This window comes from Escherichia sp. 20412-1, assembly GCF_003027595.1.
In the GTDB taxonomy this organism is placed as follows: domain Bacteria; phylum Pseudomonadota; class Gammaproteobacteria; order Enterobacterales; family Enterobacteriaceae; genus Escherichia; species Escherichia marmotae.
The window spans coordinates 52,453-71,671 of the sequence record NZ_PYQM01000013.1; the positions used below are offsets into that span (position 1 = coordinate 52,453).

16 protein-coding genes are annotated in these 19,219 nt (G+C 48.7%); 5 read left to right on the top strand and 11 right to left on the bottom strand.

What is annotated here, in order from left to right; all coding sequences use genetic code 11:
• Nucleotides 1-4: 4 nt before the first annotated feature.
• The 5 genes from yiaN to yiaK form a co-directional block, all read right to left on the bottom strand.
• The gene (gene yiaN / locus C7B16_RS11460) at nt 5-1,282 is read right to left on the bottom strand and encodes a 2,3-diketo-L-gulonate TRAP transporter large permease YiaN (RefSeq protein ID WP_000153834.1); all 1,278 of its coding nucleotides are present in this window, start codon (nt 1,280-1,282) and stop codon (nt 5-7) included.
• Nucleotides 1,283-1,284: 2 nt separating this feature from the next.
• Nucleotides 1,285-1,752, bottom strand: coding sequence for a 2,3-diketo-L-gulonate TRAP transporter small permease YiaM (gene yiaM, locus C7B16_RS11465; RefSeq protein WP_107179719.1), 468 nt, complete (start codon nt 1,750-1,752; stop codon nt 1,285-1,287).
• Nucleotides 1,753-1,865: 113 nt separating this feature from the next.
• Entirely contained in the window at nt 1,866-2,786 is a 921-nt protein-coding gene (locus C7B16_RS11470) for a DUF4862 family protein (RefSeq protein ID WP_107179720.1), read from the bottom strand.
• Between the two features lie 23 nt (nt 2,787-2,809).
• The gene (locus tag C7B16_RS11475; protein WP_105268284.1) at nt 2,810-3,274 is read right to left on the bottom strand and encodes a YhcH/YjgK/YiaL family protein; all 465 of its coding nucleotides are present in this window, start codon (nt 3,272-3,274) and stop codon (nt 2,810-2,812) included.
• A gap of 11 nt (nt 3,275-3,285) precedes the next feature.
• Entirely contained in the window at nt 3,286-4,284 is a 999-nt protein-coding gene (gene yiaK / locus C7B16_RS11480; protein WP_000869057.1) for a 3-dehydro-L-gulonate 2-dehydrogenase, read from the bottom strand.
• 215 nt (nt 4,285-4,499) lie between these two features.
• On the opposite strand from yiaK, the gene yiaJ reads away from it, so the two are divergent.
• Both yiaJ and C7B16_RS11490 read left to right on the top strand, forming a co-directional pair.
• On the top strand, nt 4,500-5,330 hold the full coding sequence (gene yiaJ, locus C7B16_RS11485) for an IclR family transcriptional regulator YiaJ (protein WP_000516596.1): 831 nt from the start codon (nt 4,500-4,502) through the stop codon (nt 5,328-5,330).
• Nucleotides 5,331-5,431: 101 nt separating this feature from the next.
• Nucleotides 5,432-5,905, top strand: coding sequence for a 4Fe-4S dicluster domain-containing protein (locus C7B16_RS11490; protein WP_001517331.1), 474 nt, complete (start codon nt 5,432-5,434; stop codon nt 5,903-5,905).
• Nucleotides 5,906-6,101: 196 nt separating this feature from the next.
• Here the strand turns inward: C7B16_RS11490 and avtA are convergent, their stop codons facing one another.
• A complete protein-coding gene (gene avtA / locus C7B16_RS11495) occupies nt 6,102-7,355 on the bottom strand; it encodes a valine--pyruvate transaminase (protein ID WP_107179721.1) in 1,254 nt (417 codons plus the stop codon).
• Nucleotides 7,356-7,530: 175 nt separating this feature from the next.
• Complete coding sequence (gene malS / locus C7B16_RS11500; protein WP_107179729.1) at nt 7,531-9,561, bottom strand: alpha-amylase; 2,031 nt, start codon at nt 9,559-9,561, stop codon at nt 7,531-7,533.
• A gap of 411 nt (nt 9,562-9,972) precedes the next feature.
• On the opposite strand from malS, the gene C7B16_RS11510 reads away from it, so the two are divergent.
• The gene (locus C7B16_RS11510) at nt 9,973-10,797 is read left to right on the top strand and encodes a protein bax (RefSeq protein WP_001517329.1); all 825 of its coding nucleotides are present in this window, start codon (nt 9,973-9,975) and stop codon (nt 10,795-10,797) included.
• A 129-nt stretch (nt 10,798-10,926) separates the two neighbouring features.
• On the opposite strand, the gene xylR is transcribed toward C7B16_RS11510, so the two are convergent.
• The 4 genes from xylR to xylF form a co-directional block, all read right to left on the bottom strand.
• A complete protein-coding gene (gene xylR / locus C7B16_RS11515) occupies nt 10,927-12,105 on the bottom strand; it encodes a D-xylose utilization transcriptional activator XylR (RefSeq protein WP_001517328.1) in 1,179 nt (392 codons plus the stop codon).
• A gap of 78 nt (nt 12,106-12,183) precedes the next feature.
• A complete protein-coding gene (gene xylH, locus C7B16_RS11520; RefSeq protein ID WP_000045999.1) occupies nt 12,184-13,365 on the bottom strand; it encodes a xylose ABC transporter permease XylH in 1,182 nt (393 codons plus the stop codon).
• On the bottom strand, nt 13,343-14,884 hold the full coding sequence (xylG, locus tag C7B16_RS11525; protein ID WP_107179722.1) for a D-xylose ABC transporter ATP-binding protein: 1,542 nt from the start codon (nt 14,882-14,884) through the stop codon (nt 13,343-13,345). Before xylG ends, xylH begins: the two co-directional genes overlap by 23 nt.
• A 78-nt stretch (nt 14,885-14,962) precedes the next feature.
• Nucleotides 14,963-15,955 carry a D-xylose ABC transporter substrate-binding protein gene (xylF, locus tag C7B16_RS11530; RefSeq protein ID WP_000694882.1) on the bottom strand — a complete coding sequence of 331 codons (993 nt, stop codon included), beginning with the start codon at nt 15,953-15,955 and terminating at the stop codon, nt 14,963-14,965.
• A gap of 366 nt (nt 15,956-16,321) precedes the next feature.
• Between xylF and xylA the strand changes: the two genes are divergently transcribed.
• Together xylA and xylB are read left to right on the top strand one after the other, a co-directional pair.
• Nucleotides 16,322-17,644: a xylose isomerase gene (gene xylA / locus C7B16_RS11535; protein WP_107179723.1), complete on the top strand. Its 1,323-nt coding sequence runs from the start codon at nt 16,322-16,324 to the stop codon at nt 17,642-17,644.
• Between the two features lie 70 nt (nt 17,645-17,714).
• Complete coding sequence (gene xylB, locus C7B16_RS11540; RefSeq protein ID WP_001517326.1) at nt 17,715-19,169, top strand: xylulokinase; 1,455 nt, start codon at nt 17,715-17,717, stop codon at nt 19,167-19,169.
• The last annotated feature ends 50 nt before the right edge of the window (nt 19,170-19,219 follow it).

Here is a 19,219-nt window from a genome sequence, read left to right on the forward strand (position 1 = left end):
CCTTTTAGCTCATCCATTTTAGTGGGGCGGTAATTAATTCTGGGATAAAAATAAATAATGCTAACAACATGAATAAAACCATGACGTAAGGCGCAACGCCTTTTACAGCATCGTCAAATTTAAGCTTCGCAACACCGCATATGACGTTAAGTACGTTACCAACCGGGGGCGTAATTAGCGAAATTGAGCAGTTAATAATAAACATAATGCCAAAATAGACAGGATCTATTCCCGCTTCTTTTACTAATGGCATTAATACCGGCGTAAGAATTAATACGGTAGGAGTTAAATCCATGACTGTACTGATCACCATAATGGCGAGCATAATTACGATGAATAATAAGCGAGGCGAGTCAACCAACGGTTGTAATAACTCCGATACCATCATCGGCAGTTCAGCAATGGTGATTAGCCATGCGGATACCGCAGCGGAAGCCACCAGGAACATCACCACGGAAGTGGTTTTCGCCGCGTTAACCAAAACATGGTAAAGCGTGGCGAACGTCATTTCGCGATAGACCACCACCGAGACAAACAAGGCGTAGAATGCCGCAACCGCGCCAGCTTCTGTTGGTGTGAATAATCCCGAACGGAAACCGCCAATAATAATTATTGGCAAAAAGAGCGCCCAAATACCGGAAACTAAAGATTGCCAGACTTCCCGCAGCGAGGCTTTCGGCTGGCAAGGCAGGTTTAGCCGTTTTGCCTGCCACCACCAGGTAATCATCAGCGTGATGCCCATCATGATGCCCGGCGCAATGCCAGCCATAAACAGTTTGCTGATGGATAACCCACTGGAGACACCGAAGATAATGAGTGGAATAGATGGCGGAATAATGGCCGCGATAATACCGCCCGATCCGATAAGCCCGGCGGCGCGGTTTACCGGATAGTTGGCTTGACGCATCATCGGCACCAACAGTGCCGCGACGGCAGCGGTATCGGCAACCGCAGAACCAGAAAGGCTTGCCATGATCATCGCAGCAAGAACGCCGACGTAACCCAGACCTCCCGGTCTGTGGCCTACCAGTTTCATCGGCAAGTCGACAATACGTTGCGACAGGCCGCCCGCGTTCATGATCTCACCCGCCAGTACAAAGAAGGGGATGGCTAACAGGGAGAAGCTGTCTGCACCATTGACCAGTGTTTGCGCCAGAATTTGCACATCAAAGATATCCATCCAGAACATCAATGAAATGCCACACAGTAATAATGCCCAGGCGATGGGAATACCAATGGCGATAGCCCCTAACAGACTGACAATAAATATAAGGATTGTCATCGTCAGGCTCCTTGTTGGTTTCGGCTGGGGGCACTTGTTAACTGCCGGTATAAATGGCGCAATTCCAGCAATGCGATAATCAGGCTAGTGGGGATTGCGGCGGCATACATTAAGCCAACAGGTACGCCGAGAATGGGCGATAAGTTACTCCAGTCTTGCGCTGTTTTTTCTATTGCCCCCCAGGCCAGGCCCAGGCAAAGCAATAAAATAAGCGTATGGGTTAGCAGCGAAACACGTTTTTGATTAGTGGGTGAGAGTTTTTCGACTAAGAAAGTAACCTGTACATGGCTGTTGTCCATAAACGCCACGATAGCGCCAATAAATGTTAACCAGACAAATAAAAGTCGGGATAATTCATCAATCGATAATATGCTTGTGTGAAATCCATATCGAAGAATTATATTAATAAAAATAATACAAGACAGTATTGCGATGATGACCGCAAGAATGCCTTCGAGTATCCGTTTCATAACGAGTCCTTCTTGTTATGTCATATGTTTTCATTAATTAATGTTGTAGGTATTCGTAATAATTATTGGAAACGACTAATTAGAGATTTAATGCGATATATGAGTGAAACGATTTAACGACATTCATTCATAGAGTGAATGCCGTTACGTAATATTTCGATACGGTGATGAACATCAGCAGTAGCATGGATTTCTAATAACTTGATGCCAGAAAATTGCAATGTTGATGGTTCTGCCACATTAAATAACTCGCTAACATGTTTTGTGGTCATCAGGCTTTGCGGGCAGAAAGGAGCGAATGGCGCGTGTAAGTCTTGCCATTCACCATATTCTCCGTTGAGTGTGGTTCCTGAGAACATCAGCGCACCGAGTTTCCCGGCCTGTTTTGCCATCAGGGCATGGGTAAGCGGTAATGTGGTATTGCGTCCTTCAATGGCCGAACGTGCCCAGTTGATACAGACGCTGATGTCATAATCAGCAATGACATCCAGAACATTTTCTAACGGCAAAAAACCTTTACGCGGAGCGGGGGAGGTCATGGCGTCGCAGTGTTCCAGCACCAGTTTGCACGGCCAGTCCCAGTTGGCGATTTCTTTCAACGAGCGGGCAAAAGCGTCTGTCGCTTGCATAACATTGGGATTGGTTGCTAATGGTGCAGCCTGGATCTCAAGTGCGAGCACTTTATTAGCCGGTAATGAGTTGATTTTATTGAACAGGTGGCGGTAGTACGCCACGCACGCCTTGCGTTGTTCTTCGTCGCTGGAGGCGAGACCAAAACCGTTGTTTTCGCTGCGGCGACGCATGGTTTCCATTACTGCGGTGACGACAAATTGCCAACTCTCTGGCGTATGACGGAGTAACCATTGATCGCCAAGAGAATGGAAATTTTCCAGGCAGGGTTGTTCCAGACCGCGAATATCAGGGGTCTCTGATAATTGTCGCCAGAATTCCTTCTCTTCCTCTTCACTTCTTTGGTGAAAAGAAGGTGCACAGGGATACGCGCCGATAATATAACCGGCATTATTCGCTTTCATTTTGTGCTCCAGTAATAACTTTTTTATAAAGCAGAGAGGGCTACTTTAACCACGATTTTCCGTATTGCCGCTGGGGCATTTTTATTACATGCCGGGCGGTGAACATCCTGCGGGAAGAAAATAGCGTAACTACCCGGTATCATTTCGATAAATGACTCATGCTCACTGTCGTGATAAAAAATAATATCGCGCTGTTCTAATAGATATTCGCTGACTTTATTATTTCCGGTATCAATGGCTACACCTATTTTCTCTTCGCCCCGCGCCAGGAACTGAATGTCCAAATAGCGACGATGAACTTCAGGGCGGTTTTCTACTGCTTCGCGAGTGGTTAAATCGATAATCTGCGCATAAATATTTTTACCGTCGATTTCAACAACGCCCGGTTCCAGAGCATTGAAATCGGTGGTGCGCAGAAAACCGAGTGCCTTTTCGATGGCAGCGGGTAAAAGGCACGGATTAGGCTGCGTGATATGTCCAAATATCATGGTCTGTCTCCTTATAACGCCTGGATTTTTGCCCACACGCTGTCATCAACCGTGATGCCGTTACGGCGGTTTTCTGCCAGCAGGGTGGTAAATTCGTGGCCTGGTAAACGAATTGCCTGGTTTTCGTCAGCACGCTCGGCGGTGGTAACGTAATCCATGATGCGTTGCAATTTGGCGTCGCGGGTGGTGCCGTCGATCAGTTTGTCCACTTCGATGGCGATGAAGATTTGTGAGATACCGTATTCGTCGCTGTTATCTTCGGTTACTTCGGCAACGGAGGCACCGTCGGAAAGCAGAGTGGCGATCATATCCAGCACAATCGACATACCGGACCCTTTCCAGTAACCCATCGGTAAAATGCGGCGATTTTTCTCGATTATGCCAGGTTCTTTAGTCAGATTGCCTTCATCGTCAAAGCCACCATCAACCGGTAACTGACGACCCGCCAGACGGTTAACCTCTAACATGCCGTAGGAGAACATCGACATCGACATATCGACCATGGTGATCGGCGTGGAAGGAATGGCGACGATTAATGGGTTGGTGCCAATACGACACTCTTTCGCACCCCACGGTGGCATCACCGCGATAGAGTTGGTCCAGCAGATGCCGATATAGCCTTTTTCCGCTGCCTGCCAGCCGTAGCTGCCTCCGCGCATCCAGTGGTTGGCATTGCGTAACGCCACCAGACCAATCCCATGATGTGCAGCCAGTTCAATGGCGCGATCCATCATCTTTTTCGCCGTCAGGTTACCGATTGAGCGCTGGGCATCCCACTGCTCAATTGCCCCAAGGCTGGTGATACGTTTGGCCCCGGCGTCAGGGATGATATCGCCATTATCCAGTTGTTGGATAAAACGCGGGAAACGGTTAACGCCGTGAGAATAAACGCCGGATTCGGTGGTGCGGGCAAACATTTCTGCACAGGCATCGGCGGTTTCGCTGTCAACGCCGCGTGAAACTAATACCCGGTTAAAGGCTGCTTTTAACTGCTCAAATGTCACTTTCATCCCTGGTTTCCTTGTTTTTTTGAACGCTTTTTTAGCTTAAAATTCCACTATGCGAAATTTGATTTCAAATATATCGATCACTTTTTAACAAAGCAATCTGATTGATGATTTTCAAAAATCATAAAAATCAAAAAGTTATAATTTATCTGTTGAGATCGTGAACTGCGACACACTTTGCGCTACCATCAGGGCGCGCCAAAAAGGGGAGGTAAGCGATGGGAAAAAAAGAGCACGAGATAGCGCAGGATAAAGAGCGGCCTGCCGGAAGTCAGAGCTTGTTTCGGGGGTTGATGTTGATTGAGATCCTGAGCAACTACCCAAACGGTTGTCCGCTGGCGCATCTCTCGGAACTGGCTGGACTGAATAAAAGCACCGTCCATCGCTTATTGCAGGGGTTACAGTCCTGTGGCTATGTGACCACCGCGCCCGCAGCAGGCAGCTATCGCCTGACGACCAAATTTATTGCTGTCGGGCAAAAGGCGCTGTCATCGCTAAATATCATTCATATTGCTGCGCCGCATCTTGAGACGCTGAACATCGCCACCGGTGAAACGATTAACTTCTCCAGCCGCGAAGATGATCACGCGATCTTGATTTATAAACTCGAACCTACCACCGGTATGCTGCGAACCCGCGCCTATATCGGTCAGCATATGCCGCTCTACTGCTCTGCGATGGGTAAGATCTATATGGCATTTGGTCACCAGGATTACGTGAAATCGTATTGGGAAAGCCATCTGAATGAGATCCAGCCGCTAACCCGCAATACCATTACCGATTTGCCCGCGATGTTTGACGAACTGGCGCAGATTCGTGAAAGTGGAGTGGCGATGGACAGAGAAGAGAATGAACTCGGTGTTTCCTGTGTTGCTGCACCAGTATTTGATATTCACGGACGGGTGCCGTATGCCGTATCTATCTCTCTTTCTACGTCGCGTCTGAAACAGGTGGGGGAGAAGAATCTCCTGAAACCACTGCGTGAAACTGCCCAGGCTATCTCCAATGAGCTGGGATTTACCGTCCGGGAGCAGGGCGTGATCACATAATATCCGGGATAAGTGACAAAACTGTAACAATCCCTTTGTTGGATCAAAGCAATAATGGCGCGCTTTCTGGCACGCTGCGGTTTTAGTGCAAAGGAGTGATCATGAACCGGTTTATTATTGCGGATGCGACGAAATGTATCGGTTGCCGTACCTGTGAAGTGGCCTGCGCAGTGTCGCATCAGGAGAATCAGGATTGCGCTGCGTTGTCACCAGGCGAGTTTATTTCGCGTATTCGTGTCATCAAAGACCATACCTGTACCACGGCAGTAGCCTGTCATCAGTGTGAAGATGCGCCGTGCGCGAATGTCTGCCCTGTGGACGCGATTCGCCGCGAACATGGACATATCTTCGTGGAACAATCACGTTGTATTGGCTGTAAAAGCTGTATGCTGGCATGTCCGTTTGGTGCGATGGAAGTCGTTTCATCGCGCGCAAAGGCGAGGGCGATTAAGTGCGATCTCTGCTGGCATCGGGCGACGGGACCGGCTTGTGTTGAAGCCTGCCCGACACAGGCGTTGCAATGTATGGATGTCGAGAAAATCCAGCGTCAACGACTACAGCAGCAACCTGTTTGAGACGTTATTCCGGCGCTTCTCAACGCCGGAATAACGTATTAATCAGAGGGTTGGCAAAGCGCGCTTTGTTTATGCCGGATACAGCCTGAACACCTTACTCGGCCTACAAAATCACACAAATTCAATATGTTGTATAATTCGTGTGGGCCTGATAAGCGTAGCGAATCAGGCTATTTTGCGTTTGCCATCAGTCTCATTAATGGCTTTCACCCCAGGCGCGTTCAATCTCTTCCGCCAGAATCTTCACACCCGCCTCAATTTTTTCCGGTTCCGGCACGTAATTCATGCGCATACATTGATGCGTGTGTGGCCACGGTTTATCCAGCCCGGGGAAGAAATTATGCCCCGGCACCATCAGTACACCGCGCGCTTTCAGGCGCTGATAAAGCTGCTCGGTGGTAATCGGCAAATCCTTAAACCATAGCCAGAGGAAGATTGCCCCTTCAGGTTTATGAATCAGGCAGCGATCTTCCGGTAAATAGCGGCGAATGATGGCGATAGTTTCCTGAACACGCTGGTAGTAAAACGGTTTAATCACCGTTTCTGACAGGCGCAGCAGGTCGTTACGCTTAATCATTTCACACATCATTGCCGGGCCAATACCGCCAGGTGCGAGGCTGATAATGCCGTTCATATTGGTGATGGCGGTAATGATTTTTTCATTGGCGATGATAATGCCGCAGCGCGAACCTGGCAGACCCAGCTTGGAAAGGCTCATGCACAGCACGATATTCGGATTCCACAGCGGGCGCGCTTCGCTGAAGATGATGCCAGGGAACGGGACGCCATAAGCGTTATCAATCACCAGCGGAATGCCGTGCTGATTTGCCAGCGCATCTAGTTTCAGCAACTCTTCATCGGTTATTACATTGCCTGTTGGGTTCGTCGGTCGGGAGACGCAAATCATCCCCGTTTCTTCGCCAATGTGCAGATGCTCAAAATCGACGTGATATTTAAACTGACCTTCTGGCAGCAGTTCAATATTTGGGCGCGCAGAAACGAACAGATCTTCTTCCAGTCCGGCGTCCGCGTAGCCAATGTATTCCGGAGCCAGCGGGAACAGCACTTTTTTGATCCGTCCATCGGCACGGCGTCCGGCAAACAGATTAAATAAGTAGAAAAACGCGCTCTGGCTGCCATTTGTTAGTGCAATATTCTGTGGTTCGATATCCCAACTTAGTTTCTCACGTAGCATCCCGGCAAGTAGCGACAGTAGCTCCGTCTTTCCTTGTGGGCCGTCGTAATTGCATAGCGCATCCGTTGCTTTACCGCTTTCCAGCATGTCGGACAGCAGTGTCTGGAAGTAGTCCTGCATTTCCGGGATCTGCGCCGGGTTTCCGCCGCCGAGCATAATTGCGCCGGGTGTGCGTAAACCGTCGTTTAGATCTTCCATCAGCAGTGTAATGCCGGAGTGGCGGGTAAATTTGTCACCAAAAAGGGAGAATGTCATAGCGGGATATCATTCGAACTCTGAAGCAAGGAAAGTAACAATAACGCTACATTTGCCAGGGTGCAAATCGGGCTTCTGCAAGAGGTTGGCGTGTTATGCTGAGTTTTTTATTTATGCTGGCATTTTATACTAAAAGGTGGCTTCCCGGTATACTGCAAGCGGGAAGCCGGAAAAGTTACGGTTGCCCCGCCCAGACGACCATCACTTTATCGTCGCCGTATTCACGGACGAATCCATAACCTTGTTTCAGTGACAATGCGGTGTGTTTACCCGCACCAATGGCTGGATGCCGTGCGCGGAACTGGCCGATGCGTTGCCAGTGCGCAACGCTGGCGGCAGATTTACCGCTAACATCCTGCCAGTTCATATCCGAACGTGTGCCTTGCAGCGGATCAGAACCAGTGGCACCGAATGGACGCGAGGACTCATCGCCATAAAAGATTTGTACCGCACCTGGCGCCAGTAACAATAACTCTGCGGCTTTATCGCCCCCTTCGCGGAACAAGCGGGTATCGTGTGAGGAGAGGTAGCTCAGCACGTTGAAATCCTGTAGTTTCTCTGCCATTTGCTGCCAGGTAGTATCCATCTGCGCCAGGCAACCGACCACTTTCGCTGCCTGCTCCTGATAATCGAAATTGATCATCGCGTCGAAGCCGTGGTGATAGTAGTCACTTTTCATCACGCCGTGACCCCAGGCTTCGCCAGTCATCCAGAAAGGATTGTCATCTAACGCTTTTCCAGGGGTAGCGCTCTTCCACTCTTTCAGGGCGGCGCTGGCCTGGGTTTTCAGTTGCTGCCAGGCTGGCAACTCAACATGTTTGGCGGTATCGACCCGAAAACCATCAATACCGTAGTCGTGAACCCATTGGCTTAACCAGTGGGTTAAATAATCGCGAGGGGTAAAGCCGTCGACAGATTTTGCGTGAGTATCCGGTTTGTTTTTATAGAACACCGGCAGACCAGAAGCAGTGGTAGATTCTGTTTTGATATCCGGCAAAAAGGCCAACGACATGGTGAGATCGTCGAATCCTGGATTGTCGTAATCACCGATATCCGTTCTGATCCAGTTTTTTCCCCACCATTTATCCCAGCCGGCTTTGTCGCTGAAATTAATGTAATCGTTGAAGCTATGCCAGGTTTGCCCGGCTGCGGGTTTCCAGTCGCTCCAGCGGTTGCCCAGCGTTTTTTGTAACTCGTCGCCGGAAAGATACAATGCGCCAAACTGATACTCCTGCATATCCGCCAGCGTGGCATAGCCGGTATGGTTCATCACCACATCAAAGAGAATACGGATACCTCGCTGGTGCGCGCCATCAACCAATGCTTGCAGATCGGCTTCGTTGCCCATATTGGCATCAAGATTCGTCCAGTCCTGGGTGTAGTAACCGTGGTAGGCATAATGTGGGAAATCGCCTTTTGTACCGCCGCCAACCCAGCCATGAATTTGCTCAAAGGGGGCGCTGATCCACAGGGCATTGACGCCCAGTTGCTGGAGATAATCCAGTCTGTTGGTCAGGCCACGTAAATCTCCGCCGTGAAAAGTACCAATTTCCTCCATGCCATCTTTATGACGACCATAGCTCTGGTCGTTGCTGGGATCACCGTTTTCGAAACGGTCTGTCAGCACAAAGTAAACCGTGGCGTTATGCCAGTTGAAGGGGGCGGACGTGTCGGTTTCTGCCCGTTCCAGCAGCAGCAAGCCATTACTGGTGGCGGCAGGTTGTAACGTTATTTGACCGTTCTTCACCGTCGCGATTTGTTGGCTGTAATAATCACGGATTACCGTACCTTCCGGGAAGGTAGCGCTGACATTAAGCGTCAATGGCTGTCCATCCCATTTTGGGCATTCATGGATCTGGTTTGCTATTGGTTCGGCAGTGTTTTGGATCGAAATCATCAATGTTGGCGTGCCGGAGCGGGTGTCTATTTGCAGCTTATATTCACCATCTCTGAACAATCGCCATTGTGGCGGTGTGTTGTTACAAGGTTGCAGAGAAAGCATCTGATTGAGTTTTATTGCATTCGCAGGCTGCCAGCATTGTTGATTAAAATTCAGCGTCAACGAACGCGTACCTTTGGTCAGCGGTGCGTGGCTGACAAATGTTCCTGTGCTCTCTTCAGTAAAGGTGGGAAATCCCTGAGAAGTCCAGCCAGCGGCAACGGCAAAGCCGGGAATGAGTGTCAGAAAACAGACGGCAAGTTTCATAACGGATGAGTCCTTGTTGCTGCGAATTTCACCAGTTTGCCAGTGATAATACTGGTAAAACTCCTCCCTGATGAGGATTGCGCCAGGATGAGACGAAAGGGGGAGTATTTCACCTGAGATTTAAGCTTATTTTTTGCGATAACCCCCACATTTTCTGCGATTTAGCACCAATCTGAACCATTACCGCATGACATAGTTTCAGATTTGGACTATTCCTTGGGGTGCTCTTGGCCGCTATTTTTGATATGATTTGAGATTCAACTCTCAAATTTGGGAAAAATATTGCTCTAAATAATTCGAGTTGCAGGACAAAACACCGATGGTGTTTTGAACAGCGTTTGCGCAGTACATGCAACTTGAACTATGACGAGTATAAGGTGTTTGAATGATTAAATCCGATCAGGAGACCTGATGATTTTGACTCCCATACGACGATATGGGGCGATGATTCTTATGTTACTCACTCTGGTGTTTTCGAGTGAGGTGTTAGCGAAGACGCATACAACAACAGCGAGTCAGAAGTCCCATTTAACTAAAGCTAGTAATAAACAGGTAAGCAGTAAACAAGAGTATTCTCGCAATAGTGCAAAGAGCAGTTCACTTCCTGATTTGCGAAAATACCCTTCCGGAACACCAAGAAAAAAAGCGTTTCTCCGGACCGTGATGCCCTATATTACCAGCCAAAATGCTGCCATTACGGCGGAACGTAACTGGCTGATTTCAAAACAATACCAGGGACAATGGTCACCTGCAGAGCGTGCGCGTTTGCAAGATATCGCCAAACGCTACAAGGTGAAGTGGTCTGGTAATACGCGAAAAATCCCGTGGAATACGCTGCTTGAACGTGTAGATATTATTCCTACCAGCATGGTGGCGACGATGGCTGCGGCAGAAAGCGGTTGGGGTACGTCAAAACTGGCGCGTAGCAACAACAACCTGTTCGGCATGAAATGCATGAAAGGGCGTTGCACCAATGCACCGGGTAAAGTGAAGGGATACTCACAATTTAGTTCTGTCAAAGAATCGGTGAGCGCCTATGTCACTAACCTGAATACGCACCCGGCTTACGCTTCGTTCCGTAAATCGCGTGCGCAATTGCGTAAAGCGGATCAGGAAGTTACCGCTACAGCGATGATTCATAAGCTGAAAGGTTATTCAACGAAAGGGCAGAGTTATAACAACTACCTGTTCGCGATGTACCAGGATAACCAGCGGTTAATCGCCGCACATATGTAATTGCATTCCTTTCAGCCTTATCCGACTTGTTGGTCGGATAAGGCTTTTGCTCTGCGTCAGGTGGCTGTGCAACATTGCCTGATGCGACGTTAACGCTTCTCATGATGCCTGACCGCTTTTTCACTCTCGCTACAGCATTACCTCGCTATTTACATCGCGATACTCTTTAGGCGTCGTGTCATACGCTTTTTTAAATACAGAGTAGAAATATTGCAGCGATGGATAACCGCACATTTGCGATATCTCGTTGATCGACAAGGTAGTAGAAATCAGCAGGCTGCGCGCTTTCTCTAGCTTCTCGGCATGAATCATGGCGTGAATGGTTTCCCCCACCTCTTCTTTAAAACGCTTCTCAAGATTGGAGCGCGATATGCCAACTGCATCGAGTACCTGATCCACTTTTATGCCTTTGCAGGCGTGATTGCGGATGTAATGCATGGCCTGAATAACAGCGGGGTCGGTCAGCGAACGGTAATCCGTAGAACGCCGTTCAATAACGCGTACAGGCGGAACCAGAATCCGCTGCAACGGCATCTTTTCTTTATCTAATAACCGATGCAGAAGTTTTGCCGCCTGATAGCCCATTTGCCGCGCGCCCTGGGCGACAGAAGAGAGGGCGACACGCGAAAGATAACGGGTCAGTTCTTCGTTATCGATGCCAATCACGCATAATTTTTCCGGTACGGGAATATGCAAATGCTCGCATACTTGCAGAATATGCCGCGCTCTGGCGTCAGTGACGGCAATAATCCCTGTTTGCGGTGGTAGCGTTTGTAGCCAGTCGGCCAGTCGGTTTTGCGCGTGCTGCCAGTTCTCTGGTGCGGTTTCCAGCCCCTGATAAACGACTCCGCGGTACTTTTCCTCAGCAACAAGCTGGCGAAACGCATATTCGCGTTCGGCTGCCCAACGTTTGCCGCTAGATTCCGGCAAACCGTAAAAAGCAAAGCGGTTAACGCCTTTCTCTTTTAAATGCAAAAATGCGCTTTCAACCAGCGCATAGTTATCGGTGGCAATGTAATGTACGGGCGGGTAACTTTCTGCCAGGTGATACGAACCACCAACTCCGACAATAGGGACGTCGACATCAGCCAGCGCCTGCTCGATTTGTGTATCATCGAAGTCGGCTATGACGCCATCTCCTAACCAGTCCTTGATTTTGTCAATGCGGGCGCGGAAATCTTCTTCAATGAAAATATCCCATTCCGATTGTGACGCCTGTAAATATTCCCCTACGCCTTCTACTACCTGACGATCATAGGCTTTATTAGCATTGAACAGTAATGTGATGCGGTGACGTTTAGTAAACATGGTTCTTTTCCTGCTGAATCATGCAAAAAACTCAAAACCGGCAATAAGTTACCGGCTTTGAGAAAATTTTTATCAAAATCAGGAACGGCGTTTGGTTGCGGAGTCCATCCATACTGCCAGCAACAGAATCGCACCTTTGACGATATACTGCCAGAAGGTTGGTACATCCATCATACTCATACCGTTATCCAGTGAAGCCATGATGAATGCCCCCATTACTGCTCCGGCAACACTCCCCACACCACCTGCCAGACTAGTACCGCCAATCACGCAGGCTGCAATCGCGTCCAGCTCAGCGATATTACCCGCAGAAGGTGAACCAGCGCCAAGCCGCGAACTAAGAATTAACCCGGCGATGGCCACCATCAAACCGTTGATAGCAAATACGGCAAGTTTGGTGCGTTCAACGTTAATTCCAGAGAGTCGCGCGGCTTCCAGATTGCCACCGATAGCGTAAATGCGTCTCCCAAAAGCTGTTCGTGTTGCCATAAACATTCCTCCGAGCAACAGCAACGTCAGCAGCAGAACAGGTGTAGGAACGCCACGGTAATCATTCAGCAGCCAGATTGCACCTAAAACGATAATGGCGGTTAATGCCTGGCGACCGACTACTGCTGTAGATGCCGGGGACTGCAAACCCAAAGCCTGACGGCGCATTCTTCCGCGCCACTGCCAGCCGACAAAAGCCATTAAGCCAAGCGCGCCGATGATGAAACCGGTGCTGGCTGGTAGATAGCTTTGCCCAATTTGTGACATCGCGGCGCTGGTGGGTGAAACGGTCGTACCATTGGTGATGCCAATAAGGATGCCGCGAAATGCCAACATGCCCGCCAGGGTGACAATAAAAGAAGGTACTTTGCGATAAGCTACCCACCAACCATTCCAGGCACCGAGAAGCAGCCCCAGTACTAACGTAACAATGATGGTGAGTGGCAGCGGCCAGCCTAACCAGACGTCACAGATAGCGGCGACGCCACCTAGCAACCCCATCATGGAACCGACCGAGAGGTCGATTTCAGCGGAAATAATGACGAACACCATCCCTACTGCGAGGATGCCAGTAATCGCGGTCTGACGGAGCAAGTTGGATACGTTACGGGCGCTTAAATAGGCACCGTCAGTAGTCCAGGTAAAGAACAGCATGATGGCGATGATTGCAGCAATCATCACGAAGACTTGTAAATTCAGTGATTTCAGCACAGAGAAGCCACCGGATGTCGGTACGGCTAATTTCACTTCAGACGGATTGCTTTTCGACATGATGTTCGCTCCTCAATGCGGCTTCCATCACCTGTTCCTGAGTCAGGTTATGATTTATCAGGTTGGCTTTTAGTTTTCCTTCATGCATCACCAGTACACGATCGCTAAGACCAAGCACTTCAGGTAATTCAGAAGAGATGACAATAACGGCGATGCCTTGCTGGACGAGTTGGTTAATTAATTTGTAGATCTCGTATTTCGCGCCAATATCGATACCCCTGGTGGGTTCATCAAGAATGAGAATACGCGGGTTGAGTAACAGACAGCGTGCGAGGATCGCTTTTTGTTGATTGCCGCCGCTCAAACGTCCAATAGCAAGTTCCGGTGACGACGTTTTCACTTTGAGTTGCTGGATTGATTCCAGAATGCATTTTTGTTCTGCAGCATCATCAAGTTGGCTAATACCACTGGTAAATTTGTTGAGTGCGGCGAGGGTAATATTTTTGCCAACTGCCATTACCGGAACGATGCCATCGCGCTTTCTGTCTTCCGGCACCATCGAAATACCCTGAGCGATGGCTTGTTGGCAATTACGAATATCTACCTGTTCACCATCGATAAATATTTTCCCTTCCCACTGTCCGGGCCAGACGCCAAACAGACATTGGATGGTCTCGGTGCGCCCGGCGCCGACTAACCCTGCAATACCCAGTATTTCACCGCGTTTCAGAGAAAAAGAAACATCGTTAACCCGTTTAATATGACGATTAACCGGATGCCATGCCGTCAAGTGCTCAATGCGTAATATTTCATCACCAGTGGTATGTGGTTCGTTAGGGTAAAGTGCTGTTAATTCTCGCCCTACCATCATAGTGATAATATCGTCTTCGCTCATTCCGGTTGCATCGCGGGTTCCTATATGCTGACCATCGCGAATAACGCAAATCGTGTCGGAAATTGCTTTGACTTCGTTGAGTTTGTGCGAGATATAGATGCAGGCTATGCCGTGTTGTTGCAGATCGCGAATAATATCCAGTAAAACCGTAGTTTCCAGCTCGGTTAATGAGGCTGTCGGTTCATCGAGAATTAACAAACGTACCTGTTTATTTAGCGCCTTGGCAATTTCAACCAGTTGTTGTTGCCCAAGCCCTAAGTCGCCAACGCGGGTATCTGGTGAAATGGATAAACTGACTTGTGCTAATAGCTTCTGGCAGCGTAGCGTCATCAGGTCATAATCCATAATACCATTATGGGTTATTTCATTGCCCAGAAAGATATTTTCCAGCACGGTCAATTCTTTCACCAGCGCTAATTCCTGGTGAATGATGGCGATACCTTTTTGTTCGGTATCGCGAATATGGCTCGCCTGGATTACTTCACCTGCAAAAATAATTTCACCTTCATAACTACCAAAAGGATAAATTCCGCACAGCACTTTCATTAATGTTGATTTACCCGAACCGTTCTCACCACAGAGTGAGACGATTTCGCCAACGCTCAACCGCAAACTGACGTTATCAATTGCCTTCACCGTGCCAAAGGTTTTGGTAATGTTCTTCATTTCAAGTAGATAAGACATAACGACTCCACCTAAGCCAATCAATTCACGCGGCATGGAGAGAAATCACACCCCCGGCCAGCGCCGGGGAGGTAACGCTTAAAGCTCGCTCTCTTTGTGGAATCCGTCTTTAATTACCGTATCCTTGATGTTGTTTTTATTCACATCGATAGGTGTCAGCAGGCGGGATGGAACATCTTTCAAGCCATTATTTAACGTAGTATCTGCTTTCGGTTCCTGACCATTGCCCAACTCAACGGCAATTTCTGCCGCGGTATTTGCCAACAAAGTAATAGGTTTATACACCGTCATGGTTTGCGTTCCCGCGGCAATACGTTTAACTCCCGCGAGATCCGCATCCTGGCCGGAAATAGCCACTTTCCCTGATAAACCTTGCGCGCTTAATGCCTGAATTGCCCCACCGGCGGTAGCATCGTTTGAAGCGACAACTGCATCAATTTTGTTATTGTTAGCTGTCAGCGCGTTTTCCATAATTTTTAGCGCATTTTCTGGTAACCAGCCATCAACCCATTGGTCGCCAACGACTTTAATTTTTCCTGAATCAACATAAGGTTTTAATACTTTCATTTGCCCGGCGCGGAACAGTTTGGCGTTGTTATCGACCGGGGAGCCGCCCATCAGGAAATAATTTCCTTGCGGGACGATATCGACCAGGGCTTTTGCTTGCAGTTCACCGACTTTTTCGTTATCGAAAGAAATATAAAAATCGATATCCGCGTCGTTAATCATGCGATCGTAAGCTAATACTTTAATACCTTCTTGTTTGGCTTCTTTTACAACGTTACTTAATACCTGACCGTTATATGGAATAATGACGAGAACATCGACGCCCCGGTTAATCATGTTTTCAATCTGCGACATTTGGGTTTCTTCATTGCCATTTGCAGATTGCACGAATACTTTCGCACCGAGAGATTCCGCTTTTTTCACAAAGATATCACGATCTTTTTGCCAGCGCTCAAGACGGAGATCATCAATTGCCATTCCTATTTTGACTTCTTTGGCGTGCGCCGCGACGTTTGTAAGCAGGAGTGAGGTGCAAAGGGTGAGTAAAATATTCTTTATTTTCATGGTGTAGAGGCCTTCTTTTGTTAGAGGACAGCTTTAATAAGTAACAATCACCGCGATAAACGTAATCAATTTTTAGCAACTAAACAGGGGAAAACAATTACAGATTTTTATCTTTCGATTACGATTTTTGGTTTATTTCTTGATTTATGACAGAGATCTTACTTTTATTGCTTAATTGTACTTGTTGCATTTTTCTCTTCGAGGAATTACCCAGTTTCATAATTCCATATTATTTTGCGAGCTAGCGCACACTTGTGAATTATCTCAATAGCAGTGTGAAATAACATAATTGAGCAACTGAAAGGGAGTGCCCAATATTACGACATCAACCATCACACGCGGCATTACCTGATTATGGAGTTCATTATGCAAGCCTATTTTGACCAGCTCGATCGCGTTCGTTACGAAGGTCCAAAATCCTCTAACCCGTTAGCATTCCGTCATTACAACCCCGACGAACTGGTGCTGGGCAAGCGTATGGAAGACCACTTGCGTTTTGCCGCCTGCTACTGGCATACCTTCTGCTGGAACGGAGCGGATATGTTTGGTGTAGGCGCGTTTAACCGTCCGTGGCAGCAACCTGGCGAGGCATTGGCACTGGCGAAGCGTAAAGCTGATGTCGCATTCGAGTTCTTCCACAAATTACATGTGCCATTTTATTGCTTCCATGACGTGGATGTTTCTCCGGAAGGCGCGTCGTTAAAAGAGTACATCAATAACTTTGCGCAAATGGTTGATGTGCTGGCTGGCAAACAAGAAGAGAGCGGTGTGAAATTGTTGTGGGGAACCGCTAACTGCTTTACTCATCCTCGCTATGGCGCGGGCGCGGCGACGAATCCAGATCCCGAAGTCTTTAGCTGGGCGGCAACTCAGGTTGTTACCGCGATGGAAGCGACGCATAAGTTGGGCGGTGAAAACTATGTATTGTGGGGCGGTCGTGAAGGTTATGAAACTTTACTGAATACTGACCTGCGTCAGGAACGTGAACAGCTTGGTCGCTTTATGCAGATGGTTGTTGAACATAAACATAAAATAGGCTTCCAGGGCACATTACTTATCGAACCGAAACCGCAAGAGCCGACTAAACATCAATATGACTACGATGCCGCGACGGTCTATGGCTTCCTGGAACAGTTTGGTCTCGAAAAAGAAATTAAACTGAATATTGAAGCTAACCACGCGACGCTGGCGGGTCACTCTTTCCACCATGAAATTGCCACCGCCATTGCGCTTGGTCTGTTCGGCTCAGTCGATGCTAACCGCGGCGACGCGCAGCTTGGCTGGGATACTGACCAGTTCCCGAACAGTGTGGAAGAGAACGCGCTGGTAATGTATGAAATCCTTAAAGCAGGCGGTTTCACGACCGGCGGTCTGAACTTTGATGCCAAAGTACGTCGTCAGAGTACTGATAAGTATGATCTGTTCTACGGTCATATTGGGGCGATGGATACGATGGCGTTGGCATTGAAAATTGCAGCACGCATGATTGAAGACGGCGAATTGGATAAACGCGTAGCGCAACGTTATTCCGGTTGGAATAGCGAACTGGGTCAGCAAATCCTGCAAGGCCAAATGTCACTGGTGGATTTAGCAAAATATGCTCAGGAACATAATCTGGCTCCGGTGCATCAGAGTGGACGCCAGGAGCAGTTGGAAAACCTGGTAAATCATTATCTGTTCGACAGATAACGGCTAATTGCGCAGTCTCAAGCCCGGTTATCGGTAGCGATACCGGGCATTTTTTTAAGGAACGATCGCTATGTATATCGGGATAGATCTTGGCACATCGGGCGTAAAAGTTATTTTGCTCAACGAGCAAGGTGAGGTGGTCGCTTCGCAAACGGAAAAACTGACCGTTTCGCGTCCGCATCCACTCTGGTCGGAGCAAGATCCGGAACAGTGGTGGCAGGTGACTGATCGCGCGATGAGAACCTTGGGTGAGCAGCATTCTCTGCGAGACGTTAAAGCATTGGGTATTGCCGGGCAAATGCACGGTGCAACTTTACTTGATGCTCAACAGCGGGTGCTACGTCCTGCCATTTTGTGGAACGACGGGCGCTGTGCAGAGGAGTGCGTTTTGCTGGAATCGCGAGTTCCGCAATCGCGGACGATTACCGGCAACCTTATGATGCCCGGATTTACTGCGCCTAAATTGCTGTGGGTTCAGCGGCATGAGCCGGAGATATTCCATCAAATCGACAAAGTATTATTACCGAAAGATTATTTGCGTCTGCGTATGACGGGGGAGTTTGTTAGTGATATGTCTGATGCGGCTGGCACCATGTGGTTGGATGTCGCAAAGCGAGATTGGAGTGATGTCATGCTGGAGGCTTGCCAGCTATCTCGTGATCAGATGCCAGCATTATACGAAGGCAGCGATATTACTGGCACTTTGCTACCCGAGGTTGCAAAAGCGTGGGGAATGGCGGCGGTGCCAGTTGTCGCGGGCGGCGGTGATAATGCGGCAGGTGCGATTGGTGTGGGTATGGTGGATGCCAATCAGGCAATGCTGTCGTTGGGAACTTCGGGGGTTTATTTTGCAGTAAGCGAAGGGTTCTTAAGCAAGCCGGAAAGTGCCGTACACAGCTTTTGTCATGCTTTACCGGAGCGTTGGCATTTAATGTCTGTAATGTTGAGTGCGGCATCGTGTCTGGACTGGGCGGTGAAATTAACCGGCATGGGTGATGTTCCCGCTTTAATTACTGCAGCGCAGCAGGCTAATGAGAGTGTCGATCCTGTCTGGTTTTTACCTTATCTTTCCGGCGAGCGTACGCCGCACAATAACCCACAGGCAAAGGGCGTTTTCTTCGGTCTGACCCATCAGCACGGCCCCGCGGAACTGGCGCGTGCCGTACTGGAAGGCGTGGGGTATGCGTTAGCCGATGGTATGGATGTCGTACATGCCTGCGGCATTCAACCGCAAAGTATTACATTGATTGGTGGTGGCGCACGTAGCGAGTACTGGCGCCAGATGCTGGCGGATATCAGTGGTCAGCAACTAGATTACCGCACAGGCGGCGATGTGGGGCCTGCATTGGGCGCAGCGAGGCTGGCTCAGATTGCGATGAATCCAGATAAATCACTCGCTGAACTGTTACCACAACTGCCGTTGGAACAGTCGCATCAGCCGGATGCACAACATTATGCTGCTTATCAGCCACGACGAGAAACTTTCCGTCGTCTCTATCAGCAACTTCTGCCGATGATGACATAATATTTTCCCCTGTCTTATGTGACGGGGGATAATTCACAACTATGTATATT

Excerpts from the sequence above, each read along its gene's own strand:
- yiaN (WP_000153834.1), bottom strand. The coding sequence starts at position 1,282 with ATGACAATCCTTATATTTATTGTCAGTCTGTTAGGGGCTATCGCCATT.
- yiaM (WP_107179719.1), bottom strand. The coding sequence starts at position 1,752 with ATGAAACGGATACTCGAAGGCATTCTTGCGGTCATCATCGCAATACTG.
- C7B16_RS11470 (WP_107179720.1), bottom strand. The coding sequence starts at position 2,786 with ATGAAAGCGAATAATGCCGGTTATATTATCGGCGCGTATCCCTGTGCA.
- C7B16_RS11475 (WP_105268284.1), bottom strand. The coding sequence starts at position 3,274 with ATGATATTTGGACATATCACGCAGCCTAATCCGTGCCTTTTACCCGCT.
- yiaK (WP_000869057.1), bottom strand. The coding sequence starts at position 4,284 with ATGAAAGTGACATTTGAGCAGTTAAAAGCAGCCTTTAACCGGGTATTA.
- yiaJ (WP_000516596.1), top strand. The coding sequence starts at position 4,500 with ATGGGAAAAAAAGAGCACGAGATAGCGCAGGATAAAGAGCGGCCTGCC.
- C7B16_RS11490 (WP_001517331.1), top strand. The coding sequence starts at position 5,432 with ATGAACCGGTTTATTATTGCGGATGCGACGAAATGTATCGGTTGCCGT.
- avtA (WP_107179721.1), bottom strand. The coding sequence starts at position 7,355 with ATGACATTCTCCCTTTTTGGTGACAAATTTACCCGCCACTCCGGCATT.
- malS (WP_107179729.1), bottom strand. The coding sequence starts at position 9,561 with ATGAAACTTGCCGTCTGTTTTCTGACACTCATTCCCGGCTTTGCCGTT.
- C7B16_RS11510 (WP_001517329.1), top strand. The coding sequence starts at position 9,973 with ATGATTTTGACTCCCATACGACGATATGGGGCGATGATTCTTATGTTA.
- xylR (WP_001517328.1), bottom strand. The coding sequence starts at position 12,105 with ATGTTTACTAAACGTCACCGCATCACATTACTGTTCAATGCTAATAAA.
- xylH (WP_000045999.1), bottom strand. The coding sequence starts at position 13,365 with ATGTCGAAAAGCAATCCGTCTGAAGTGAAATTAGCCGTACCGACATCC.
- xylG (WP_107179722.1), bottom strand. The coding sequence starts at position 14,884 with ATGTCTTATCTACTTGAAATGAAGAACATTACCAAAACCTTTGGCACG.
- xylF (WP_000694882.1), bottom strand. The coding sequence starts at position 15,955 with ATGAAAATAAAGAATATTTTACTCACCCTTTGCACCTCACTCCTGCTT.
- xylA (WP_107179723.1), top strand. The coding sequence starts at position 16,322 with ATGCAAGCCTATTTTGACCAGCTCGATCGCGTTCGTTACGAAGGTCCA.
- xylB (WP_001517326.1), top strand. The coding sequence starts at position 17,715 with ATGTATATCGGGATAGATCTTGGCACATCGGGCGTAAAAGTTATTTTG.